General features: G+C 62.8%; 15 protein-coding genes. 5 read left to right on the top strand and 10 right to left on the bottom strand.

Annotation, left to right across the window (positions count from 1 at the left end; genetic code table 11):
• The first annotated feature begins 212 nt into the window (after window positions 1-212).
• The gene (locus AC2VOP_RS20665; protein WP_085130852.1) at window positions 213-1,196 is read left to right on the top strand and encodes an abortive infection family protein; all 984 of its coding nucleotides are present in this window, start codon (window positions 213-215) and stop codon (window positions 1,194-1,196) included.
• Between the two features lie 199 nt (window positions 1,197-1,395).
• Here AC2VOP_RS20665 and AC2VOP_RS20660 read toward each other — a convergent pair whose 3' ends face one another.
• From AC2VOP_RS20660 to AC2VOP_RS20615, 10 genes are all read right to left on the bottom strand, one after another.
• On the bottom strand, window positions 1,396-1,620 hold the full coding sequence (locus tag AC2VOP_RS20660) for a hypothetical protein (protein WP_486962700.1): 225 nt from the start codon (window positions 1,618-1,620) through the stop codon (window positions 1,396-1,398).
• Window positions 1,621-1,673: 53 nt separating this feature from the next.
• On the bottom strand, window positions 1,674-2,594 hold the full coding sequence (locus AC2VOP_RS20655) for a hypothetical protein (RefSeq protein WP_119583271.1): 921 nt from the start codon (window positions 2,592-2,594) through the stop codon (window positions 1,674-1,676).
• Window positions 2,591-3,127 (bottom strand): hypothetical protein, encoded by a 537-nt coding sequence (locus AC2VOP_RS20650; protein ID WP_486962699.1) that lies wholly within the window; start codon window positions 3,125-3,127, stop codon window positions 2,591-2,593. Before AC2VOP_RS20650 ends, AC2VOP_RS20655 begins: the two co-directional genes overlap by 4 nt.
• Before the next feature lie 104 nt (window positions 3,128-3,231).
• Window positions 3,232-4,356: a hypothetical protein gene (locus AC2VOP_RS20645; protein ID WP_486962698.1), complete on the bottom strand. Its 1,125-nt coding sequence runs from the start codon at window positions 4,354-4,356 to the stop codon at window positions 3,232-3,234.
• A gap of 227 nt (window positions 4,357-4,583) precedes the next feature.
• Window positions 4,584-6,848: a GmrSD restriction endonuclease domain-containing protein gene (locus AC2VOP_RS20640; RefSeq protein WP_486962697.1), complete on the bottom strand. Its 2,265-nt coding sequence runs from the start codon at window positions 6,846-6,848 to the stop codon at window positions 4,584-4,586.
• Window positions 6,849-6,862: 14 nt separating this feature from the next.
• Complete coding sequence (locus AC2VOP_RS20635; protein WP_486962696.1) at window positions 6,863-8,959, bottom strand: UvrD-helicase domain-containing protein; 2,097 nt, start codon at window positions 8,957-8,959, stop codon at window positions 6,863-6,865.
• A gap of 18 nt (window positions 8,960-8,977) precedes the next feature.
• A complete protein-coding gene (locus AC2VOP_RS20630) occupies window positions 8,978-13,081 on the bottom strand; it encodes an Eco57I restriction-modification methylase domain-containing protein (protein ID WP_486962695.1) in 4,104 nt (1,367 codons plus the stop codon).
• On the bottom strand, window positions 13,078-15,945 hold the full coding sequence (locus AC2VOP_RS20625; RefSeq protein ID WP_486962694.1) for a helicase-related protein: 2,868 nt from the start codon (window positions 15,943-15,945) through the stop codon (window positions 13,078-13,080). Before AC2VOP_RS20625 ends, AC2VOP_RS20630 begins: the two co-directional genes overlap by 4 nt.
• On the bottom strand, window positions 15,942-18,494 hold the full coding sequence (locus tag AC2VOP_RS20620) for a helicase-related protein (protein WP_486962693.1): 2,553 nt from the start codon (window positions 18,492-18,494) through the stop codon (window positions 15,942-15,944). Before AC2VOP_RS20620 ends, AC2VOP_RS20625 begins: the two co-directional genes overlap by 4 nt.
• Window positions 18,495-18,581: 87 nt before the next feature.
• Window positions 18,582-21,095: a DEAD/DEAH box helicase gene (locus AC2VOP_RS20615; protein WP_486962692.1), complete on the bottom strand. Its 2,514-nt coding sequence runs from the start codon at window positions 21,093-21,095 to the stop codon at window positions 18,582-18,584.
• A gap of 155 nt (window positions 21,096-21,250) precedes the next feature.
• Here AC2VOP_RS20615 and AC2VOP_RS20610 point away from each other — a divergent pair, with 155 nt between their 5' ends.
• The 4 genes from AC2VOP_RS20610 to AC2VOP_RS20595 all read left to right on the top strand — a co-directional run bounded on the left by AC2VOP_RS20610 (window position 21,251) and on the right by AC2VOP_RS20595 (window position 25,109).
• Window positions 21,251-21,874: a type IV toxin-antitoxin system AbiEi family antitoxin domain-containing protein gene (locus AC2VOP_RS20610; protein ID WP_080152058.1), complete on the top strand. Its 624-nt coding sequence runs from the start codon at window positions 21,251-21,253 to the stop codon at window positions 21,872-21,874.
• A complete protein-coding gene (locus AC2VOP_RS20605; RefSeq protein ID WP_486962691.1) occupies window positions 21,871-22,758 on the top strand; it encodes a nucleotidyl transferase AbiEii/AbiGii toxin family protein in 888 nt (295 codons plus the stop codon). The genes AC2VOP_RS20610 and AC2VOP_RS20605 overlap by 4 nt, the downstream gene beginning before the upstream one ends.
• 222 nt (window positions 22,759-22,980) lie before the next feature.
• The gene (locus AC2VOP_RS20600) at window positions 22,981-23,601 is read left to right on the top strand and encodes a hypothetical protein (RefSeq protein WP_133051881.1); all 621 of its coding nucleotides are present in this window, start codon (window positions 22,981-22,983) and stop codon (window positions 23,599-23,601) included.
• A complete protein-coding gene (locus tag AC2VOP_RS20595) occupies window positions 23,598-25,109 on the top strand; it encodes a hypothetical protein (protein ID WP_080152054.1) in 1,512 nt (503 codons plus the stop codon). The genes AC2VOP_RS20600 and AC2VOP_RS20595 overlap by 4 nt, the downstream gene beginning before the upstream one ends.
• Window positions 25,110-25,493 lie beyond the last annotated feature (384 nt).

Raw genomic sequence — 25,493 nt, 5'->3', positions numbered from 1 at the left:
GGGTCAAGTGGTCGCAGGTTCAAATCCTGTCAGCCCGACGCAGATGAAATAGGCTCTGAGCTGTTGTTTCGCCGGAGGAGGCCCACAGTGGTGCAGGTGGTCCTGGGACCACATTGGGACCACATGGGGCAGGTCTCACTGCACGCGTTGGCAGCTGCTCGTCCGGTTCCGAGTCCGCGTAACTGTTGCGACCGGGACGCTAGGGGAGCGTTATGCCAGATGATCTGACTATCGACCGTCCGCTGGGTATCGACGGGCAGGCATGGACCGCAATCGTTGGTCACCGCGACCGCTTGGCGGAAGCCGTGGGCGGCACCGACGGGTCACTAATTCTTGGCCGCGCGAAGGAGCTTGCCGAGTCCGTCGCGCGGGTCGTGATTACTGAACGCGGGGAAGTAGCTCCAGCCGCAACAGATTTTCCAGCGCTTGTCGATTCTGCCCACGCAGTGCTCAAACGCCAGCCGGGTGCACATCTCAGTGGTGACCCCGAGCTACGCAATCTCGTCCAGAGCGCGATGAAGATCGTCAAGAGTGTCGGTGTCATCCGCAACACCTTTGGCTCCGGTCACGGCCGCGCTCGCGAGCCTGTGGTCGAGCAGGAGATGGTCGATGTCGTTGTTCCAGCGACGATGTTGTGGGTGCGCTGGGCCCTTCGCCGACTGGCGCCACTCATCCTGGGCCAACCCGCAACTTTGATCAGTGACCTGCTCGACGGTGCGGTCTTCTATAAGGGAAACCTTGCAGAACGACTACGGGCTGCCAACATCGCCGATCTTGATACGTCGATTCAACAGAAGCTCGGGAATGCGGTAGGCATTCGTGCAATGCGGGACACCGTACTCGTCCAGGCCGAGGGTGTTCAAGCATGTGCGAACTCTGATTCTCTGGAGGACTGGCCGCCGCACTACCGGCGCGGTGTGGTGGACGGCCTGCTGTTCGACGAGAACGGCAACGCGCGGCCTACACGGTGGGCCATCGAGCGAATGCCGGGACTTCTTGGCCCGATCGAGAACCAGGCCGCCGAGCTGGACAGGTTGCATTTGCTTCTTGGCAACGAGCATTTCCAAACTGGCGATTATCCGACGGACCGCGAGCTGTGGTCCTTCGCTAAGGGACTCAGCGAACGGTTCGAGCAGTCCGCTCGCTCGCAGTGGTCAAATATCGTCTCGCTCTTCGCTCCGGGCGCGCCATTCTGACCCGGCCACTACATCGGGTAGCGGCTTAGATTGCCCGCAGCTTGCGGCCAGCCTTCGATGACAGATGCCGCGCCAGCAACTCGCCGGCATCAGCCACGGACTGCCGATCGGGATGCAGGTAGCGCTGGGTGGTGGTGATGCTGCCATGGCCGGCAATCTTGCGCAGGCTGTGCAGTGGGACACCGGCATCTGCGTTTCGTCAAGTGGTTTGGCCCCACTGATCCGCCCTTCTTAGTGTCAGCTTGATGTTATCGCGGGCGATGCCGGTCATAACGTCCTTGTCGCGTTCGCTTACGACTCGTACACCTTGCATACGGGTTGCGGCCTCTGCGTACATCGCGACGGATTTCTCAGCCATCTTGAGCATGGTCAAAGCCTCGCGAAGGACTCCGAGCCACCGCTTGCTACGACTCTGCTTGTACATTGAGCACCTCCTTGGAGAAGATGGCCGCGCAAGCCGACAGGAATGGGGTTGGCTCACTGGGGCTGCTTGGACGGTGCGTGTCGGCCAGCAACTAGTGCGACGTCCTGCGCCGCTGTGCGCGGGTCGGTGCCGGCGGTACCTTCACGAACCGAATACTCATCGACTGGTGGTCGGGGTTCTCTTCGTCCGCCGTCCCAATCACCTGGTCGATGACCTGCTTGCCCTGCGCCATGAGCGGTCCGAGCTGCTTGTACCGGAAGCCGTGCTGATCGAAGTACACGAAACTGCTGCTGTGAGCGGGGATGTCGGTGCCGTCGAGGTTGCTGATGACGATCCCGGGTGGAGGGAATGGTCACGGCCTGAGAGTCGGCCCCCACTAGCGGATCCTTGCGGTGGACCCGCCGCTGATTCTCCACCAACAGCTTGATCGCACGGTTGTGACCGTTGGCCTTGTCCTTTTGCAGGATACGGGGGACGTATCGAGATAGGAGACGGTGTTCAAGGTTGCCGAGGCCCGCGCCCACTGAGTGGGTGCCAGTCTTCCGCCCAGGTGGAAATTGTGCGTATCTCAGGCGGAAGCTGTCTGCGTCCTGCGTGACGTTCGTGGCCGTATCGAAGTTGGCGATTTCCGCGATCAACGGAATCTGACGGAAGTCGAACCCAGCGACGACGATGGCCAGCCTCTTGTCGGCCCAGGACAACTTGGAGACTCGGTTCTCCGCCTCCTGGCGCAGTGCCTGCACACCGGGAACGAACGCGGGGTAGTCGCACAGGACTTCGGCGATCCATTCCGCCGTCGACTTCCTGGCGCGCCGGTCGATGCGAGCGATGCCGGTGAACCCCGCCGAAAAGGTCTGGTTCCAGCAGACCAGCTTGGTGTACTCATCGTCGAAGATCTGCCCATTCAGGGTGAGTCTGCGGTCCGACACCTGGATGATGCGGTCCCCGGAGAAGACGGTCTGAAGCAGAGTCACCCTCGTGCTTTCCGATCAAGAGCCCTGAACTGCTTGATTTGCTTGCGGCGAGTCATCGGCTTGGTTTGGATCGCATCCAAATCGTCTACAAAACAACGAATTTCACGGCGTAGGACGGTGAAGTGTTCGATCAGGTTCGCACGTTGCTTCGCCTGGTAGCCGCCATCGAAGACTTTGTCGCTCGTGGGCGGTGTTCGGGTCTCGTTGAACGCGGCGCATGTCGATTCGAAGGTGTCGACCAGAGTCTGGAGCTGTTGAGGTGTGGGGGCGACGAAGCTGCCTTTGGTGAGCGCGATGGACTCGCTGAGCTTGCGCAGCTCGCCCTCGACGTCGGCAGACGGAATACGGTCCTGAAGCTGGTTCAGGATCTTCTCGATTCGCCAGTAGTCGAACCGGTGCAGGTTGTTCCGCAACTCGTTGCGCAGCGGGGTCTGCAAGTCGCGGACCTGCGCGTACCGCGTGTACTGATAGTTCACGATGCCCAAGAAGAGGGAGGCCAGGCTGATCAGGATTGCCGCGTAGGTCACGTTCATGGTTCGACGGGCGCGATCAACACGGCTTGTTTGCTTGCTGCGTCCCGTGAAGAGGAGACGATAACGTGCGCGACCTGGGCCTGAGAGACCACGTGTTCAGCCAGTCACTTGGTCTCAGCCGGAGAGCCATCGGAATCGTCCATCGGCGACGCGGCTTTCTCGGTCTGGGCCTTATCTGCGAGGTATTCGCCCATCCGAATGAATCCATGCCCGGCAGCCCCGACGGCCTTGAGCGCCGAGCCGGAGACCGCGTCGATCACAGCTGCCGCCGCGTCCAGGACACCAGGAGTGCTGACGTTCGACCACTCCTCGACCTGGTGGCGCCGGGCCTGGGCGAAGCGGTCCAGCTCGTCACGAAGGGTTGAACGATGTTTGGCTAATTCTCGAACTGCCAAGAACCGGAATCCCTCGATGGGTTCCGGTTTTGCAAAGTCGTGAAGCAGGCGTATCGCGTCGCGATATAGCTTGCCGTCCTCGACAACGTGATGGCGGATCAGTTCGTTCATGTCGTCGATCACCCGCTGCCGGTGCTGCGGCTCTTTCTCCCCAACCCGGGCCAGTCGCAGTAGCTGCCACCGGTACAGCGAATCCTCGGCGACTACCAAAAGGCTCAGGGTCTCGCCCAGCTGCTTGTCTTCGACCGCCGCGCCGAGCTTGGCAGCTCGTTTCTGGACCGAAAGAGTGGAGTCGAACGAATCGAGGACTCGGCTCACATGGTTCCGGAGTTGTTCCACTGTCACGTTTAGTGCGGGCCCCAAGCCCGCCACAGCGTCCCAATCGGTATCGGGAAGCACGCCATGCTCATCGAGGAAATCTGTGGCCCGACGAATCGACAGGTGCGTGCCGAGGACGTCGCCCGCACGCGAGGCCTGAGCGAGGTCCAAGATGGACTCCACCTTGCCCTCAACCCGACGTACAGCTTCCTCCACGTTGGCAATCGCCGCCTTGAGCGCCATTTGCGTGGCGATCAATTGAACTGCGGCCATTTGCGGAGGTGCGATCTGCGCCGGTGCCCACTGCAGCTGTTGCAGGAACAGTCCGTCGCCGCCACGCGTCATCATCCTGAAGTAGCCGTCAGTTCCGGGAATCCAGTTGCCCACGCGCAGCGCGTTGACGCTGTCGGGATGAAGCTGCACGTACTTCCCCGAATCCGCGAGAATCGCTGCCATCCCGGCCAAAAGGCCGGCGGCGGTGCCGACCGAGGATTTGTTGATGCCGGATACCCGCATCGTCTTGCCGGCGACCGTCCGCAGGCGTGACAGGTAGGCCTCGATAGCTTCCGAATCGCCGGCAACCACGAGGCCGCCGTGCTGAACCGATACTTCGACTTCATCGCTTCCGGCCGGCAGTGGAAGGTTGTCGGGGCTCTCGTCGGACACGGTTGCTCCTGCTTCTGGGGTGTCGATCTAACTGGCGAATGTGGTTTGTAATCATCGTTTTCCGTGCACAGGCTGCCCTAGGGCGTGTACCCGAACTGGTCCAGCCGTCGCCGAGCAACCGCTATCTCGTTCTCGCTGAACAGCTCCGAAAACTTGGGCTCGACTACGAGGGCCTCCACGGTCAGGTCAAGCCGCTCCCGCTCCCACAGTTCGCGGAACCCGTCCGAGATTGGTCGGGACGCCAACAGTTTGTGTGCGGTCTCCTGCGGCCCGTGTTGCGACAGCATGCTCAGGAAATAGGAGGCCTTGTACCCCGCCTCTGAAAGGCCGCGGTCGTACACGGCCTTCATTCGTTGCGAAAATTCGGCCTCGATGTCACTTAGTGGTGAGTCGCTGGCGACCTCGGCAGCCGTCGTATCCGGCTCGCCGGAAGCGATGACGCCTTCGTTCTCAACGAACCGCAGCAGCGCGTCCACCGAGGTGAAGACTCTCATCTTCAATTCTTCCAGGCGAGGCAGATCGGCGTCGTCAGGGTCGAGTTCGAGGACGACGGGATCGCCCAGCTCCTCTTGAAGACCCTTGGGCCAGAAGGCTTCTGCAACCGCAAGCACAGCGCCGGTATCGGGGTCTGGGATCTCCGCATCGACTTCCGGCTCGGCATAGCCTCTGCGGTTCAGCTCGGCGATGAGTTCACGTACCTGCTGACCGCGGGGGTCGTCGATGACCTCGTCGTCAACCTGCAGCCATTCCAGGGCCACGTTGTCGTGCGGGCCTTCGAGGTTGCGGAGGCCTTCGAGAAAGGACTGCGCCGAGGCGGCCAGAAGCTCACGGCGGGCGGCCAGGAAGTCTGAATAGCGCTCTACCCGCCACAGCTCAGGATCGGTCGGAATCCACTGCGAATCCAAAACACCCGGATGCCTGGCCTGTACCTCCGGCAGGTATTCGGCTGGGTCACGCATCCCGATCTTGATGTTGGTGTCCTGGGTGAGGAAGCAGAAATTGGCGAGCGCATTGATCTCGTTGCGGTCGAATCCGTGGTTGCGCAGCAACGCCTTCGGAAAGATGTGGTGCACCTGGAGCGAGGTGAGTTTGCCGAGAAGCTCAGCACGCAGTTCCAGCCCGCTACCGAAGTCCCGGGCACCATCAACTCGGGTCAACAGGTACAGCAGGGGGTAGAACCGGGAACCGCGAGTCGAGCCGGCGAAGTCGTCGGGGCCGATGGCCAGACGTCCACCTCGGACGCGTTCCAGTGTCGAGATCAATGCATCGACTCCGCCCCGCTCAACCGCCTCGTAATCCTGCTGCAGGTAGGTCTCCGTCGAGCCGCTGAACCGGCCCCAGAGCGCGGAGTGCACGTACCAGTACAGAACTTTGTCGCGGTGCGCGCCGTCGGTGAACCCGCCGCCGTTGAGCTGCAGCAGCCGGGTGATGACGGGTGTGGCGTAGCGACCCATAAACACCCGGTCGTGGTCGAGGCCCAAACGTCCAGAAGCTGCGTCGAGGAAGGTGCCGATGTGGTTCACCGACTTGCCGAGGGCCGCCTCGAAGTCGGGGGCGGACACATCGCCCAGGGAGGAGAACAGTGCCCGGCCCGTCGCGACCGCGGTCGCGTTTCGCAGCAGCCAGTCCAGCGAGAACCGGAAACCGGCCTTCTTCCAGCGGTCCAGGTTGTCGCGCAGTTCTTTTCGGGCATCGGGCCATTCGGCGCAGAGCTTTGCCAACGCGAGGTCACCCTTGGACAGTTTGGTGCCGCCAGAGTTGACTTTGTTGAAGATGTCGACGACCTCATCGACCGTCTTACCGGCGCCGGTGATCTTCTCGGAGTTGAAGTTGCGGTTCTCGATCTCTTTAATCCGGTTAAGCCGTTCAAGGTAGGTGTTGAGCACTTCGCGCTCGACGTCGGGAAAGGCGCTCAAGTACTCGAATGGCCCCTTTCGGAACAATTCGGTGACGTTGACCCAGGTGAGGTCGCCGGCCATCTTGGTGGGTGCGTAGAACTCGAAGGACTGGGTTTCGACATTGAAGTGCATCCCGGTGAACGCACTCGGGTCGCCTTCGAAGAACGGGGGAGGTGTGCCGCGAATGACTCCATACATCGACGTGACGCGCTGCTGCCCGTCGAGCAGCAGTTGTCGCGTTCCACTGCCCGAGGAGGCCCCACGAACAGTGACATCATCTGATGTCGTCTCCCACATCAGCAGGCCGCCGACCGGATACGCGCGGTACAGCGAACGCATCAGGCCGCGGACCTGGTCGCGGTTCCAGACGTAGCCGCGTTGGAATTCCGGGAGAAGCACGACGCCGGAATCGATTTCGTCGAGCAAGGTAGACAGGCGGGTCACGGTAAATCTCCTGTTCAGTTCGTCTCAAGCGCGGTCAGGAACGGGCTGGGTTCGCCGTGCCAGGTGATGAGCAGTTCCTCACGCGCCCGAGTGCAGGCCACAAAGAGTAGGCATCGTTCCCGTTCCAGGTCTTGGTGGTGCGTCTGCTTGTCGGCCTCGGCCGGAGTGATGGCGTTGGCGGCGGGTACCAACTTGGCGCTGACACCAGCGACGCACATGCAGCGGAACTCCAAACCCTTGACGCGGTGCATGGTTCCGACGCGCACAGCATCGTCGTCATCGGAGGCTTTCGCCAGGTCGACGCTGTCGATCCCGGCCGCCCGCAGAGCACTTTCGATCTTCGACGTCAGCCACTTGGCGCGAACAGCGATCCCGACCTCCGACGGTGCGATTCCGCCCTCGATCCAGGCCTTGACGGACGCGGCGATGAATTTGGCCTCGGCATCGGCACTTTGGTGTCCGCTCAATGTCGGCGGCTGCCCGTGCACGTAGGACTTGCAGCCGGCGATGGAGTCCAGCCCGCCTTCCATGTCGTCGATCGGCTCGCCGCGCAGCAGGCCCAAACTCCAACCGAGAATCTCCGCGGTGGTGCGGTAGTTGATGTTCAATCGTGAGGACCGGCCGGCGATGTTGATGCCGACCTCGCGCAAACTGACCCGGTTGTCGTAGATGCGCTGGTGGGTGTCGCCCGCGATGAATATGTCGTCGGGTGCTTCGGCGACCGCGGCCCGCAGCAGCCGCCATTGGTCGGGGCTGAGGTCCTGCGCCTCATCGATGAGAATGTGCCGGAACGGTTTCTCGGACGATTCCTCCAGCAGGCGGGTCGCTTCGCGTCGGATGGTTTCGTGCGTCCACACGCCCTGCTGGGTGAGGGCATGTTCGAACTCCCAGATGACCTGCCACACCTGCGCCCGTTGGGCGGATCCGAGTGGACGCCCGCGTCCGGTCCGCTTGGCGGCGAGGTACGCGTCGGCGGTGCTGATGCGACGGGCCAGCACCACCTGCCGCCATTCCTCGGACAGGAACACTGGCGTGAAAGTGCACTCGAGTTCCTCGATCAGCCCGGCCCACAGTACTTTCTCGTCCTCGGCGCCGAGCAGGTGCGGTGCACCATGGCTCTTCCGGAAGACGCGGTGCGCGATCCGGTCGACATGGGACACCTCGATCCGGCTTTCGGCCTCCTCGTCGTCTACGAGCATGTCGAGTCCGGACTGCAGCGTGTCGGACAGGGTGGAGGTGAAGGTGGTGACCAGTACCTTGCCATCACCACGCCGGGCGAGCATGTGCGCGCGGTGCAAGGCGACGACGGTCTTGCCGGTGCCGGGCCCGCCGGTGACGCGGGCCGGGCCCTTGTAGGCGGCGTCGACGACGGCGCGCTGCGTCGGGTGCAGGTACACCCGCCAGGTGGCGAACGGGTAGGCGAAGACGTCCATCAGTTCGTCGGGCCCGCTAACGAGGACGACGCGGTCGCTGCTGCGCAGGATGGCCGCATCGATGTCCTCGGTGTCGACGGGCTCGTTCAGGATCTGCGCGCCGAGGTCGGTCCAGACCTCATCGGGGGTGAATCCGGCGGCGAGGCCGAACAGCACATCCCATTGTGTTTCGGGCAGGAAAGATCTCGCTGCGTCGAGTTGTGCGGCGTCGGTGACGGTCCGCGCGAACGCGAGGACCTTCTCGTCGACGCCGAGTTTGGTCAGCTCGCCGTCTTTGACGTTGGCGAAGATCGGGGTGCCGGCGGACTTGGCGGCTTCCATCATCTCGGGTATCTGGCGGTCGAGTTCGGCTTCGTCGCGGATTTCGATGCCGCCGGTGGCGGTGTTGACCGAGACGTTGCTGCGTTGCGCCCAGGCGTAGGCGTCGTCGTGGTGCAACACCTTCAGCAAGGTGTAAACGTCGCCGGTGACCGGGGCCAGCACGATCCCGCGCCAGGCCTGGTCGATACGGATGGACCGAAACCTTGGGTTGCGGGCGTTGGCGATCTTCTCCAGGTGCAACCCGGTGTGGGTGGCGGCGTCGAACTCGTCGAACACCTCGGTGACGCGGTTGTAGACGGGCTTCTCCAGTTTGACCGGGTCCCTGAGGAATCCCTTGTCGATGGCGAGTGTCGGCATTGCTCTTCCGTTGGTTGACTATTCGGGGTGACGGGGCCCATGACCGGCGGGGGGATCGGCGAGCGGTTTCCAGCCCTTGCCGCCATTCGCGATCGCTTCAGCCATGCGGTCATAGGCCTCCAGAACCAGGCGTTTGGTGCGGAACTCGCCGAGATCGCGTTCCTCGTACTTCCGGACGATAGGAAATGAGTCGAGGACGTGCTCTGTTTCTTCGCGATCGAGGCCGTAGATGTGGAGAAAGCCAGCATCGATGTCGGCGCGCAGAAGGGCTCGGCGTTCTGGATCCCAGTGAAAGGGTGGGCCGTCATCGTCGAGGTCCTGTGCGTATGGCTTCAGTCGGTATGACGTGAATGACAGTTCGAGAACATGCGCACGGACCCAACTCGAGAGTGTGGTATCCGCTCGCCACGGAGTCGCTTCATCAAACGTGTCTGGTGTGGGACAGGCGAGTTGCTTCACAACGAATTGGTTCACATTCGAACCGCTGAGCTTCTGGCGCGCGAGGTAGTCGAACGTCAGCGTGGACCAAGCTGCGTGGAGTAGCGGTCCGTGGTCAGGGTTTTCGAGGATGGCAAGAAAGAATGAATTTCCGACGGCCGAGGCTGGAAGGACTGAGGGCACAAATGTCCGTTCGTTCCCCATGTTGGTGATGCCACGTGCCCCGAGCATCCAACCGCGAGACCATCGGTCGTTGAGCTTCCTAGTCATCTCTGGAAGGCACACCCAATAATGAGCGAGCAGCTCGAAACGCGGGTCGTCGTGCTCATCCACGCTCGGCCGCGGGAGCGATCCTGAGTTCAGTTGTGCCTGCGTTGCGCCCTGGTAGGTTCCGAAACGGTGATCAAAGTGCCCCAACATCTTTGCTTCGTATAAGGGTACATACTCTTTGCTTCCCTGCGTGTACGACCAACCGTTGAACTCCCCGTCGGAGAGGCCTTCCGCCTCTTCGAAGAGTCCAGAGTCGTTCGTCATGTGAAACAACGTTGGCATCGAGAGACCCCATGGATTCCCTTTGGGATCTTGTTCTCTAATCAGCACAGGGTGACGGGAGAAGATGCCGACGGTGATGTCAGCGTCTCTGCGAGTACGGAACATGGGGAGCGTGCCTGTGTTTGGGTTGATCAGCAGCACTTCGTCTGCCGCTAACTGGAACCGCCTGTCGGGAACATCGGATATGTGGCGGTTCAGAAACGCGAACTTGGCTCGTCGGACCGAGCGCTGCGCTCCTGTCACCGTGGTGATTGCAAAGCGAACTCGGTGGTCCACATCACGGAAGATCTTGGCTTCGTTCTCGAAGTCGTAGAACGCGAATAGCCTGTGATTACTCAACGAGTCGGCGAAGAAAGGTGCAGCGGTCTTATCGGTGGCAAGCCCGGTCGGTGTGATGATGCCAGCAGAGCCCTCAGCATTGGTGATCGTACGCATTGTCTCGGCGAAGACGCTGTAGGTGTTAACGTCGCCTTGTCCGGTTAGCGGGTATCGTTGGCTCTTCAAAAGTAGGTGAGCGGTCGCATCCGATTGGCGGAGCGCCGTAAGGTACCTTGCAAAGAGGTCTGGGTCTTCATCTGCGAGCTTCTCGATTAATTTTTTTCGCTTCGATGCAGGTGTTGCGCTCTCGATATCTGGTCGTCCGGCATTGCCGAAGTATTCTTTTTCTTGGAGCTTCACTTTCTCCCACGGCGGGTTGCCGACGACGCAGGAGAACCCACCCGTCCACCCGGTCCCGGCGTCGGCGCTACCGTCGTCCGGCACTATGAAATTGCCGGGAAACTCCAAATGCCAGTGGAAGAACCGGTACTGACGGGCCAGGGCATTGACTTGCGTGACGATGGTGTCGGGCACCGACTCCGGAGCTTCGGACAGTGTGCGGACCGTCGCATGGGTGATGCCCTGGCCGGAGGTGGTCGCCCCGGTCTTCGGTTGCACGAACGCCGCACACCACGCATCGGCGACCAGCTTGGCGGCCACCAGGTCGGGGTCGGCTTCCAGTCGTCGCCATGCGTCAGCGCGGGCGCGCAGCGCAGCCACCGAGGCGACGGTACCGGTGTCGGCTTCGCGGGCGGCCTTGGTGAACTGGCTGGTTTCGACGTTGAGTGTTTCGGGGCCGAAGCTCAGCGTCAGCTGGTCCTGGTCGGCTTGCCGTTCTTTCTTATTGCGCTTCTTAAGCAGCGAGTTCCATTCGCTGTCGTCTTCACCGAGCACCTTGAACGCCTCGTCGGGGATGTTGTGGCGCAACAGCTCCGGGGTGGTCCCTAGCAGTGCGTTGCCGACGCGGAAGTGCGCGTCGAGGAAAGGCAATGGCCGATCGGCGTCGAAGGCTTCGAGCCACAGCGCCACCTTGGTGATCTCGATGGCTAGGTCGTTGAGGTCCACTCCGTAGACGCAGCGTTCGATGACATCGGCGGTGGCCGCCCGAAGTGCGGCGGGTGTGGGTTCGGTCTCTTCGGTGCGCACGGTGGCCAGTGCTGAGGCGATCCGCCGTGCGGCGGCGACAACGAAATGTCCACTACCGCAAGCCGGATCGACCACCGTGAGATCTGGCAGTGCCTGCTGCGGGTCGGGTTCCCGAACGGCCTCGTCGATCAGCGGGTTCAGCGCCTCGTCCAGCACCAGCGCGATCAGATCCGACGGGGTGTAATAGGAGCCGGACTTCTTGCGTTCGTTGCCGGTGGACACCTCGAGGGTGAACACCCGCTCGTCGGCGTGATACCGCGGTGTGTAGGCCAGCAATCCTTCGTACATGCCGCCGAGTTCTTCGCTGTCGAGGTTGCGGTAGTCGACCGACCGCGGTAACTCGGTGACCGGGTCGTCGATCTGGGCCAGCGCCCGCACCGCGGCGAGCAAGGCCCGGTTGGGCAACTCGGCGCCGTCGAGGATGCTCAGCGCGTCCCGCGAAAAGAGGCTGGCGCCAAGACCGCTCAGCCCCAGCGCGGGCAGTCCGTCGCCGGCCAGGGCGTCGGTGACGATCTGGTGCGCCTGCCACAGGTCGGTGTGCCAGCCGCCGATCGGCTCGGCCGCCAGTCGGCGCAACCGCGCGGTGGAGAAGTAGTCCGCATAGAGGGTGCGGGGGTTGACGGGAACATCGGAGCGGTGCAGCAGGTCGCGGTCCTCGACCACGAACAGCACGATCAGCCGGTAAGCGATGCGCAGCAGTGCGCGCTGCAGGTCGCGGTCGGCGTCGGTGGCGACAGCCAGCGTCTCGCGCAGGGCAGCGTTGGCCGGGTGCGAGACGAACCCGGTGCCGAGCTCCTGCAGCGCGACCGCGATGCCGTGTTGCAGGTTCAGCAGGGCGCGGGCACCGTCGTCGATGGCGTTGGTGCGCCAGCGTTCCAGCCAGCAGTTGTCGAGCTTGGGCTCGGCCAGCTCGACTTCGGCGTCCTCACCGGCGTCCTCACTGTCGGCAACCGCTTTGGCGGCCTTGTCGTCCAGGCGGGGCGCGAACCGGCTGGCGTGGACGGTCAGGAACAGGATGCGGAAGTCGGCGTAGAGCTGGTCGGCGAAGATCGCGTCGAGGTCGAACTCGACGAACGACTGCCGGGTCAGACTGGAGGCGTCACGCAGCAGCCGCAGCTGATGGCCGTTGGACACGATCGCCCACAGCGCGTGGTCGTCCCGGTTGAGGTAGTCCTGCACCATGGCCTGCGGCGCCCGGGCGGTCACCCCCGCGGTCTTGGTGTCCAGGTCGATTCCGGCGCCAACCAGGTGCAGCGGCGCCCAGATTGAGGGGTTCGCAGCATCGGGCCAGGTGACGCGGTGTGAGATGGGGAAGTGCGGTGCCTCGGCCTCGCCGAGGCCGGGCGGCACCGGCAGCCCGCCGCTGACGACATCGGGCCGGCCCCAACCGAGTTCGTAAAGCAGCGGTAGCAGCCATCTGTCCCGCGTGAGTTTGGTGGCGGCGTCACCGTCTGGCAGTCGCTCCAACGCGGTGCACCAGCTCCGGTGTGCGGCGAGCATGGCTTCCCAGGCGCGGGCGATGGCGCCGTTGACCGCCATCCCCGGTGGCAGCTGGTAAGCGTCGGCGGTCTGGCCGGGCATGCGCAGTTCGTTGGCCCGGGGGAGGGCTTCGGCGGGCAGCGCGGTGCCGACCGTGCGAACGGCCCGGAAGACGGTGAGTGCGCTCATCGGACCCCGGCTTCCGGTAGGAACACGTAGATACCCAGGACGTCGGCGGGCGGCAGGAACCGGACGGTGGGTGCGCGTCCGGCGGCCTTGGACGCGCTGCGGACCGCCTGGTGCTCGGACACCAAGTTCTTCGCTGCGTCTGTGCCGGTGTTGCTGAGGTGCTTGCTGAGCGCCTCTAGGCGCCCCAGGGCACGGCCCAACTGCATGCGGGCCAGCGCGTCGTCGACGTTGCCTGACGGCATCAACGACAGCAGCGCGTCGACCTCGCCCTGCGGCAACCAGGTCAAGGTATCGCCACTCGCGGTGAACGCCAGGAACTTGGCTTCCTCGGCGACCTGGGTGACGGTGCCGGCCGAGCCGGGGATGGTGATCTCCAGCCGATGACGCACCATGAGCAAGGTGGTCACCTTGGTGACGCCGCTGGTGCGCATCACACCGGCGCGGCGGGCGGGGCGGGCCGCCGGGTCGAGCCGGGAGTCCAGTGCGGCGTCGAGGACATAGCGCGACAGCGCATCGACAGTGGCATCGGTGCGGGTGAGCACGCTGTGCCCGGCCGGGACGGGCAGCGAGCGGTGGAAGTGCAGTCGCCCGTTCTTGGTGGGCGGCAGTTGATCGCGTACCGCGGCAGGGAGGGCGGTGATGATCGCGGTGAACCCGTCGTCGGTGTCGCTGACCGGTGCACTCAGAATGGATAGTGCTGTGCGGGTGAAGGTTTCGATATCGGCCGGCCCGCCGAGGGCGCGGCGCACCTCGGTCAGTGCGTGTTCGACGGTGTCGGGTTTGAGTCCGGCCTGCCTGAACCGGGTCCGCGACGCCTTCTCCCGTTCGGCCGCGTTGGTCCACTCGACCTCAACCTGTTCTGCCAGGGATGTGGAGGTGGCTTCGGCGAAGTCGAGGGTCAGTTGTTCGGCGTCCTTGCCGCGTAGCAGCAGGGACTCCCAGATCGCCTTCATCACGGTGGTGGCATCGACCGGGATCGGCACCGAGACACCGATGCTGCGTTTGATGTTCTCGTGGCGGCGGATGAGGACCTGCAACACGATGCCGTCGATGCCGTTGTCCTCGCCGTAGTACGTCACGGTGCGCACGGTGGGGGCTTGCTGGCCGAACCGGTCGACGCGGCCTTCGCGTTGTTCGTGGCGGGTGGGATTCCATGCCAGGTCGTAGTGGACGACGGCACTGAAGCCGTCCTGCAGGTTGACGCCCTCCGAGAGGCAGTCGGTCGCGATCAGCAGGCGGGGGCCGTCGTGGGCGCTGAGGATATCGACGCGGGATTCGCGTTCCTCCGGTGGCAGAGTTCCGGTGACGGCGTCGATCTTGAGGTCTTTGACCTTCGACAGGGCTGAACTCAGGTGCTCAGCGAGATAGTCGGCGGTGGGGATGTAGCGGCAGAAGACGATGGGGTGGTAGCCCTCGTCGAGCAGTTCCTTGAGCAGCGGGATGAGCCGCTTGAGTTTCGCATCGGACCGCGGGCCCTTCAGTGCTGCCGCCTGAGTTGCCAATTCGCGCAGCCGCTTCCGGTTTTTTGTGTCGGGCGCGTCGGTGTCATCGGTGTCGGCGCCGACGGTGACGTCCTCGGCTTCCAGGGTGTCGTCCAGATCGGTGTCGAGGATGCGGGGTTCGGCGTAGGCGTCAACCTCGGTTTCGTCGTCGGAGGCTGCGACCGCCGAACGGTTGAGCAGGGTCTGTTCGGCTGCGGCCGGGCTGGAGGCCAGGCACCGCAGCAGCGCGATCGCCGACCACCACCGGACGCGTTGCCGTACCGCGGTGAGCTTGGGGTCGGCGACCTGTTCGCGGACGTAGTCCATCACGTCGTCGAACAGTTGGCGGTATGCCGCGGTGAGTTTGTAGGCGGTCTCGGTGGTTTCGCGATCGGGGAACGGGGTGTCCTCGTTGAGGTATTCGCGGATGTCGGCGCGTTGGCGCTGGATCATATACTTGGCCAACAGTTTGCGGTCGTCTTCGCGGTCGCGGCCGGACAGGTCTGCCGGCAGGTCGCCGAGGCGGTTGTCGAGCAGGCCGATCAGCGACTGCCAGGCGGCGTCGTCGCCGCTGTGTGGCGTCGCGGTCAGTAGCAGCAGGTGGCGCTGCTGGTCGTCGGCGAGTTTGCGCAGCAACGCATATCTCAGATGCGCCTGGGAGGACTTGCCGACGCCGGCGGAGGCCACACAGGTATGCGCCTCGTCGACGATCACCAGTTCCGGCCAGTGCAAGGCGAATTCGTCACGGCGGGACTTCTGCTTGATGAAATCGGTGGAGATCACCAGATACGGGTAGTGCTGGTAGACGTTAGATCCGAACGGGACGCCACGCGTCAGCCGGTTGACCGTGGACGGCAACAGAAGCTGCGCGTCGATACCGAACTTGTGCCGGAGCTCGCCCTGCCATTGCGGGGCCAGCTGCGGCGAGCACAACACCGCCAACCGCTGCGCTTCCCCGGTGGCCAGTAGCTCGGCGGCGATCAGTCCGGCTTCGACCGTCTTGCCGATACCGACGCCGTCGGCGATCAGCAGCCGGGTGACATCCTGGTTGGCCGCCATCATCAGCGGCACCAGCTGGTAGTTGCGGGGTGCGACGGCCAGGCGCGCGAAGGACCGGAACGGGCCGCCGCTGGCACGAAACGACAGCCGGAGTGCATCGCGAAGCAGCCGGGCCCGGCCGGCGTCCCCGCGGTCGTCGACCGTCGGTGGTTCGAATGTGGCTGCCGCGAAGTCGTCGATCTCGGGCAGCAGCACGGTGGTTTCGTGCTCATGCCCCCCGAGCGGGCGAACCAGCAGCGTGCCGTCAGGGGACCCGGGGAGGACCAGCCAGTCCCGGCCGCGGGCATTGACCAGGCTGCCGGCAGGGTAGTCGAGCGTCGTCACGCGTCCGCCTTCGCTTCGCCGAACACGCCGCCGTGCTCAGCAATGGTGTTGAGCCAGTTGGTGTCTGCGTCGCCATAGCGGAAGCGCAGCACTAGCCATCCCGCCTCGTCTTCGAGCTTCATGCGTGCCTGCTCGTCCTTCTGACTCTGATTCGCGGTGTCGTGGATGGGGCCGTCGATGAAGATCGCAACGTCCATGCCGTCGGTGTGGTACGCGAAATCAGGCCTCACGTAATACCCGTCGACTATCTTCTGGGCATCGTCAGGGAGCCGGAAGCCGTGGTGTTCCAACAGGACGAGGAACTGCTTTTCCAGCTCGCTGTCGCAGGCTCTGGTCAAGCGTTCGAGTTGCGCCGCGCGATCCTCACCCCCGGCGCCGACCGACACCGTGGATGAGGCGAGTCGCTGGAGCAGGACGAGAACGCTGTGACGGTCCAGGTGCTGGTGGTCCCACTGGTTGCTGTAAGACAGCAGGCAGTCATAGCAGGCCTGTGCGCAGTCCTCGATCGCGTGCGGTGCGCGATGCAGGTCTTCACCGGTGTCGGGATTGAAGTGCAGAATCTCCAACGCTTTTCGCGCCACCTGGGTGAGCTGGCCGTTCTCGGTGGCAAGCCGTCTTAGCACACCGGCCCCGCCCTCCGCCGCTTCGAAAAACAACAACCGCGACCAGGCGTGGTCACCGGTGTTGCTGGGCAGCGCCTCCACCGCAAGTTCGGAGCCTTCCAACTGATACACCGCTTCGATACCGCGCTTGAGCGCATACATCACGGCCATCCGCTGATCGGGGCCGATCGACGGGTCCAGGTGCAACAGCAGCGCATTGCGATGGTCCTCGACGTGCGGGATCACCCGCTGATAGCGCGGCGCCTCACCGTGCACGTTCTTGGCCAGGTCCGCCTCCTTGCACCAGCGTCCCTCCACGGTGTCCAACACGTACCCCCGGACGTCCTTGTCTTTTCGCCGACGCAGTCCGACGTTCATCCGGCGGATCTGCGCCGTGTCACCGTAGGTCATGGTGCCGAGGTCGCGTCCGCCTTCGGTGATCGTGCTGGTCAGCTGGCCGGCCCGAACCCCATGCGGAACAAAGCGAATGGTCGTGACGATCTCGTGGCCGGCGCGCTGGCGTTCCTCCTCGTCGGCGCTGATCCGATCGCGGCGGCGAGTCTTGACCGACAGCAGCCGCATCAAGTTGGCCATCGTGGCATCCGGTGCGAACGGCGCACCGCAATGCTGGCAGAGATCGGGGTCGGTGGACTCGTGGAGATACCCGCAGGCGCTGCAACGCTTGATCTCGGTGATGTGAACACCAGTGCCGTCGTCCCGGGCGGGCAGACTGACCCGATTGACCTCGTAGCGCGCACCCTCGTGGTAGATGAACGCACCCGGGCCGAACTCGCTGATCGCCATGAACCGGGGCCGCTGAATGAAATCACCTTCACCGCCGCTGCGGGTGCGTCGTTCGGCCGGAATGAACGCCGAAAGTGGCAGCCGCGGGAAGGAATAGCCGGGCAGAAAGCCCTCTGAGGCGAAGTAGCGGTAGGTATAGAAATCACCCTGAAGCACATCGTCGACCTGGCCCTTGAGCAGGTCGAGAGCAGCACGTGCCTCTGAAATACGGCCGCGGGCACGTTGTTTCGAGCTTTCGGACGCACCGATGGTTTTCAGGGTTGTGTTGGCCTGGTCCAGTTCCGTCTGCGCCTCGTTGTACAGCGTGCGCCACCGGTCCGCGGCGTGGTTGAACCGATTGGGCGCCTTGTCGACGGTTTCAGCGATCCAGGTCTCCGTCCACCATGGCGCCGAAGTGACTTCGGTGGTCGCTGTCAGGACGTCGGTGATCGCGGTGATGGCGGCGCTGCGACTCGATGGGGATTCGATCGTCGCGAGGACCTCGGCGCGCAACGGTTGGCCGGGCTGGTCGATCTCCAGCAGGTCGACCATGCTGGCTTTGAGGTCCAGGCCGCATTTCACCAGCCAGATTGAGTGGGCGTGGGCGCGCACCAGATCCTGGTTGCCCAGTTCCAACCGCGGCGGGGCGACCGCACCGGCGACCATGTCCTGACTGCGCCGAAAGTAGTAGGCGTCATGAGCGTTGCCGGTGGCGCAGTAGGTCAGGGCGATCGCAGGCTGCCCGGAGCGGCCGGCACGTCCCGAACGCTGCGCATAGTTGGCCGGTGTCGGTGGAACATTGCGCATGCCAACGACATTGAGACTCTTGATATCGACGCCGAGTTCCATGGTAGGGGAGCAGTACAGCACCGGGAGCCGGGCCTCGCTGAACTCCTCTTCCCGTTTCTGGCGTTTGGCCGGCTCGACCTGCGCGGTGTGCTCGCGGGCCTCCAGTCCAACCAAAGCCCGCGCCGTCTCGGCGTACATATCTCGGAAATAGGGGTTGACTCGCCCTTCGGTCTGGTTTGTGCGGATGGGGTCGGGCGCCCGGTGTTCACCGGTGCCGGGATGCCAGGCGATGAGGTCAGCACGCAACTGATAGCCCGTGGGCCGCTTGGGAACCGGAATGCGCACCAAGATCCCGGCGCCGGCCATGACGTCCATCAGGCTCTCGATGAGCGCGTCAGCATCCTTCGTCTTGAGCGCATGCTGGAATCCGGGGAAGCGATTGGGACGGCGCAGCCAGCGTCCTTACGCACCCAACCCTGAGAGGTGGAGATCCGCGCCGATCCCGGCCACCCCCTTCGGCCGGCCACCGGGGTATGCCAGGCCGCTGTAGGTCCCGGCATCGTCGGAGATGGCCCACGGGTCTTTCAGCCATTCCCTGCTGGCCCGTCGGACGGCATCGAATTTCTCGTCGGTGAGGAATTCGGTGTCGATGCAGAGGTTTCGGCGAAGTTCGTCGAGGAGGACATGCATGATTTCTTGTCGGGTCTCGGCACTGGCGCCGGCCAATGGTTCTCCGTAGCTTGCCCATTTGCCGTCGTTGGCGGCGAGTTCGTCCACCCCCTCATAGGCCAGGCGTAGTTGTCCGGTCTGTTCCAGATTCGGCATGGTGATGCGCCAGCCACGCTTGAGGTCGGCCCACAAGCGATAGGCGACGACATCTCGCAGTGCGCGGGTGATCTTCTTCCGTGGGATGTGCTCGTCAGCGGTCTCCTCGTCGCGGGCGAAGAACCTGAGACTCTGCCCGCTGAGCGCGTTCACCACTTCGGGTCCGAGGTTCCAGTCGGTCAGCGGTTCACCGGGGTTGTGTTCCTGGTGATCGGAGGCGGCGCGGTAGAGGGCTGAACGGATTAGCCCGACCAGCACGAAGTCGTTGAAGTGACCGGCTTGAAGGCTCGCGTCCTGACGGTTGTCGCTGAACGCCAGGAACGTTCGTGCATCATCGTCGAGGTCGGACTCGCCTCGCAGCGCTCTGACGATCGACTGCGAGAGCACCGTCACCGCACTCGCACGGCCTTCGGTGCCCAGACTTGCGACGCGGGAGAATTGCGACTGCTGACTGCTCTCGTAACTCGTCTTGCATGACGGGCAGAATTCGAGCCGCTCGAAGAACGCCACCGGCATACCATCGTCGGTGATGGTGCCGAACTCGTCGACACGTAATGAGTTGGTTAGCTTCAGGATTCGAGCCTTGTCGAGAACTTGACCGCTGCCGCTGGACACCGCCCAGTCCTCGGGGACCAGGTCGAGCAAGGCCGGGTCGTGTAGGTCGGGCCACGGTTGTTCTGTCAGGAGCAACAGGCCGTCGGCGTCGGGACGTTCGACAAGATCGGAATTCGGGATGCGGGGGCTGAAGTTCTCACCGCCGCGCTCCAGGTTCACGACCAGAAAGTCCTGCCCGCACTCGCGGCAGAACGCCAACGGGAACAGCGGCTGGCCCGCGGGCCTGTTGGGTGCGCTGCGCTGGTACTGCGTGGTGAGGAAGCGCTTCGACGGGGGTTCCAAGGTGGTGTAGACGGTGTCGCCCTTGCCGATGAACTGGTGCAGCTTGAAGGCGAACAGCGAACGGCCTTGCGGATCGCGGGTTCGTGAGCCGGCGAGCAGTAGCTCCTGCAGCTTCTCCCGGCAGACCGCCTCGTCCAAGCCGGTCTCGTCATGCAATTTCGTGGCAGCGTCACGGAGTGTGGATGGCGAGCGTCGGGCCAGCTTGCCCTCATCGTCGGTGTCTAGGCCAAAGTGTTGCTCGGTCCAGACGGCCAGTGGGTCGGCTTTGAGTTCGTCCCACTGTGCCGGTGTCGGTGCTGCCAGCCGTGTCGTCAGCATGGCCGGGTCTGCCTCGCCCGTCGTCGCGCGTCGTAGGGTTTCCCCGACGATGTTGGCCGCGGGGACATCGACGCCGAAGATCCTCGTCGCCAATTCGGCGACCTGCTGACGTTGTTCGGCCTTGGTGCCGGGACCGGCGAGCGTCGCACTGGTCCCGATGCACTGGACGTCATTCGACTTGACGGCGCCACGCAACCGGCGGACCAGCATCGCCACATCGGCCCCTTGGCGGCCGCGATAGGTATGCAGCTCGTCGAGAACCAGAAATGACAGGTTCTGGGCACTGCTGATCAGGGCCGTGCGCTCCTTCGGGCGGGTGAGCATCAGTTCCAACATGACGTAGTTGGTCAGCAGGATGTCCGGGGGAGAGGCGAGGGTCTTCTCGCGGTCCTCCCTGTTCTCCTGCCCCGTGTATCGCGCGAAGCTAACCTTGGGATTCGTCTTCCCGAGGAACTTCTCCAGCTCATTGCGCTGGCTGTTGGCCAGGGCATTCATCGGATAGACGATGATGGCCCGCACGCCCTTGCCCGAGCCCTCGCGCAGCACCCGGTCGACGATCGGCACGATGTACGCCATCGACTTGCCCGACCCGGTGCCGGTGGTGAGCACGTAGGACTCACGACGGTTGGCGATCTCGAAGGCGTCAGTCTGGTGGCGGTGGAAGGTGATCTCTTTGCCGGTGGGGTCCTGTTCGGTTCGTGCCCGGAAGATGTTAGTCGCCTGGGGGTCGAGGACACTGTTGCCGACCAGTTCGCTGACGGTGCCGCCGGACTCGAACGCGGGATTGAGCGCGAGCCACGGCTCCGGCCAGAGCAGACCGTCGGCGATCTCCTTTTCGACCTTGCTGCGGATCTGGTCGTCCTTGATCTCCAGGAAGCCCTTGACGAAATTCTCGTAGTCGCCCAAGACCTCGTTCAGGACACCGAATGCGTCCATGCAGCGCCCCTTTCACCCGCGTCAAGCACCAAACGAAGCTGACCTTACTTTGCGGGGCCGACAGTGCGGGGGATTGTCGCGCTGCCGGTTGGCCAGTTGTGCGAGCATCGATCCTTCGCCAGTCATACGGGTAAGTTTGCCGTCTATCTTCGGTGTTGTGTGCAAAAACGTATCTCTTTGATACGATTGCGCACATGGCGATCTGGGATCAGCTTGTCGAACTTGCAGCCGAGCAGCATGGCTATGTGACGACTCGCGACGCTCGGGATATCGGTGTGGACCCCGTGCAGCTTCGCCTTCTGACGGCACGCGGACGTCTTGAGCGCACCGGTCGTGGTGTGTACCGGGTGCCCGTTCTGCCGCGTGGAGAACACGACGATCTCGCAGCTGCCGTCGCCTGGACGTTGGGCCGTGGTGCCATCTCGCATGAGTCGGCTTTGGCGCTTCACGCCCTCGCTGACGTGAACCCTTCGCGCATTCACCTCACGGTGCCGCGCAACAACCATCCCCGCGCAGCGGGGGGTGAGCTGTACCGGCTTCACCGTCGCGACCTCCCAGCAACCGACATCACGTCGGTCGACGCCATACCTGTGACAACGGTTGCGAGAACCATCAAAGACTGCCTGGACACGGGGACTGATCCCTATCAGCTTCGGACGGCGATCGAACGGGCCGAAGCCGAGGGCACGCTTCGTCGTTCGCCAGCGGCTGAGCTACGCGCCGCACTCGATGAACCTGCCACCGGTCTACGCGTGCGCGCCAAGAGGAAGTCGGCGTGAACCAGCCCTATTCGTCACCACCGACGAACCTGCGCTCATTGCGAGATCGGCTCACGCAAGCAGCGCAACGGCAAGGTGTGGTGTTCGGCCGATTGCAGCGACACGTTGCGATGATCGTCGTCGCTCAGTTCGCGGCCATGCTCACCGACGACAACGGCGCTCCGCTGCTGTTGGTCAAAGGTGGATCGTCGCTGGAGCTGCGCCGGGGCATCCCCGATTCACGGACCTCCAAAGACTTCGACACCGTCGCACGTCTCGACATCGAAGACGTCCATGAGCAACTGGCCGAGGCCGGCGAGACGGAGTGGGAGGGGTTCACAGCGATCTTCACCGTCCCCGAGGAGATCGATGTTCCCGGCATGCCCGTGAAGCCGCGACGATTCACCGCCAAGCTCAACTACCGCGGCAAGCCTTTCGCATCTGTTCCGATCGAGGTCTCTACCGTCGAAGCCGGCAATGCCGACCAGTTCGACACCCTCACCTCGGATGCCCTCGGCCTTGTCGGGCTTCCCGCGGCGGTCTCCGTGCCGTGCATGACCGTTCCGTGGCAGATCGCGCAGAAGCTCCATGCGGTCACCGCAGTGCTTGACCCGCCGAAGTTCAACGACCGCGCTCACGACCTCGTGGACTTGCAACTTCTCGAAGGACTGCTGCCCGACACCGATCTATTGTCAACGCGCAGCGCGTGTATCGCGGTTTTCGACGCGCGCGCCCAGCAGCCATGGCCGCCGAATATGGCCGCGCTGCCGCACTGGCCGCCGATTTACCTGGGCGCGCTGGAGGGACTGGATCACCTTGAACTCGCTGCGACAGTGGAAGCGGCTGCCGAGGTAGTGCGGCGATTTGTTCACCGAATTGATGCAGTAGGGATTCATATGCCGTGACAGTCTGAGCGCGGCACAACAAGTAGGTCCAGTGGGCGCGCGGGGTACGGCGACTCGGGATCGGCGGATCGGCGAGCGCTCTGTCGCATAGGTGAGCTACCGTGCGATTTAGGACCACGATCCGAACTTCGACATCAGGAAGACACGATTCGGAACGGGGCTTAGTGCAGAGGGGGTGACGTACCCTAAACCGGATGAAGCCGCGTACGTGGGGGAGCTTGTGTGTCGGGTGAGACAGAGCAGCGCAAGGGTAGAGTCGGCGCGCTTCTTGCCAAGCAGTGGCTCGATAGAACGACCCGAGTTAGTGCCGATTTAGTCAACCCCGATGGTGTTGCAGCGAAAAAGCTAACGCTGAAAAAGGCCGATTATAAGGATGCCAATGCAGTCTTCTCCTTTGATCTTGGCGGTCGATTTCGTGAAGGCGATTTCGTTGGTCAGAATTTTCTCGCCGAGTGTAAGAAATATGCTAACTCATCGGACCTAACGGCACATTTCAGAGCCTTTCTCGCACATTGCTACCGTGCAGTTTCGATCGACCATTTGATGGCAGACCAATTCTTCTGGATCGCATTCGCTCCGCATGGTGGCACTAAGTGGGACAAGATTACCAGCTCCGACGAAGTTAAATCTGCAGTTCTTCATAAAGACCTGCTGGACATTAATTTTGTGCCGAACCAGGTGCCGGAAGAATCGTTCAGCGCCGAGACTGCCGAGCTTGTATCCGATAGGCTGTGGATGCTTATCCTCTCGGAAAAGCAGATCGATCACTTGACTCTTTCGAAGGAGCATCACGGAGTGATTGAGAAATTCATAGTAGATAATGCGAAAGAGGTCGAATTGTGACTTCATATAGCGACATTATGGAAGCTGCTAGTGCGCCGGATCTTGATGATGCAGTGAGAAAGATCAAGACCTTGGCTGCGAAAACCCTAAGTGAGGCCGACCGTGGGATGCGGCTATTGGCGACGGACCATTTTAATCATTCGTATCTTCCTGACTTTGTCATGCGCTGGTCCAATCGTCCAGATCGGTTTGTCTTCCTGCGAGCTTCCGCCTACGCCGAAGAGATCGAGGACGACGTTCTAAGACTTGCTGATCGTCACCCCATTTTCGTCCAGTTAAGCGAATTCGTTCCCCTCTCGGGCCAGCCAGTTCGCCAGGCTATCGATTCCCTGGCCCAGTCTGCCGGCCAACGTAAAAGTCTCGTTGCTAGCGTGCCAGCTATTGGCCTATTGGATGATCCTCCCCGAACGGGAAAGATGTTGTCCTCTTTCGTGATGCGTGGCGGAAGGGGCCTTATCGAAGATGGGGAAGCGCAAACACTTGCCGAACGAGTCGAATCTGGCTTTGACGGAGCCATGCATTCTGACCGCGCCAAGACTGCTGATGCGATCGACGCAGTTGAGGCCGTCCTAGATCCTGGTGCGACCACAGAGTTCACGCACCTGTTTGAAGCGGCTTGGATTAGCGGCGGGGCTCGGGCCGTCGACTTCCCGGGTGGCGTGACGTCGATTGGTGACGACCTCTCCGCCGACCTACTTGGTCAACTACTCGACATTGTGCCGGAATCTTTGTCCGACTTTTGGGAACAGATCGGAAATGCGATCACTCTTGAGTCGTTTTCTGGTCTGCGTCTCCTTGGAGACCAACCTCGTCTCCAGAGCATCATGAAAAATGCGGTTAGCCGACTGATGTCGAACCGATGCAGCATGCGAAGGACTCACCGTTCCGATCAAGACGCCGACCCGTTCACCTGGCAAGTCGACGACGGGAATCTTTCTTTGCGTGGAGGTGGATATCAAGCGTGGGTGGGTACATCGCATGTGCCAACCGGCACAACGAAGAACGACGATGCGTACGCGCTTGACGAACTTCCATCGCTGTCGAAACTCTCGACAAGGTCTGAGAATGCACGCTTGACGATTTCTGAGATCGGTGTGAGTGACGCGAGTGGTATTGCAGTGCGTTTCACCTCGCCCGGGGACGGCGATGTTGCGACCAGCGATTTGGTGGAGAGGGTGACCGCGAGCGTCGGCACGCTGGTCAGAGTCAACGACGTCGTGGCCAGGGTCAATGGAAAGGCGGTGCCGGTCGACTATGAACGGGGGGCGGCGAGTGCACGCACAAACTCAAGGGTGTCAGTCTCTGGTTTGATCTGGAACGGTTGGAACTTGCTGGCGGAAACCGATGAAGAAGTGCGGGGAGACCTTGAGCGAGTGCTCGGCTTAGGCAGTGACAGCCAGGTCGAGGACCCGCCAGAGGAAAACTCCGACGCAGCCACCGGTCCGACCTCGCTAGAGTCTCCACAGCGCAGCGCCAACGCGGAACCGTCGGGTGACGAAGACACGTGAACGGAGCTTGGTCATAGCGGGTGCGGGTCGTGGGTTTATCTGACCTCTGCCTGGGGTCGAAGCCGCAATTCGCAACGCTAGAAACACGCGAAAGTGGGGCGTACCGCAGGGACCACGTTGGGACCACACGCTATGCGCGATGCTGAACAACCTGCGCGTCGGCGCCCGTCACGCCGCGCGTCTTGTCGCAGGAAACCGCCGGCGACCTGGGTGTATGCGCTGCCTCTACTTCCTGGGGGTCAAGTGGTCGCAGGTTCAAATGCTGTCAGCCCGACGCAGATGAAATAGGCTCTGAGCTGGGGTGATGGCGTGCTCGGGCCCGTATTATTCGTTGCCTATGGTGCTTGTCTTGGGACCAGGTCGGTCTCATCACGGTGCCGGAGC

The organism is Mycobacterium sp. TH-M106 (assembly GCF_057473765.1).
Note: the sequence above shows the minus strand (reverse complement) of the source record. Positions and strands in the feature narration are given on the sequence as shown.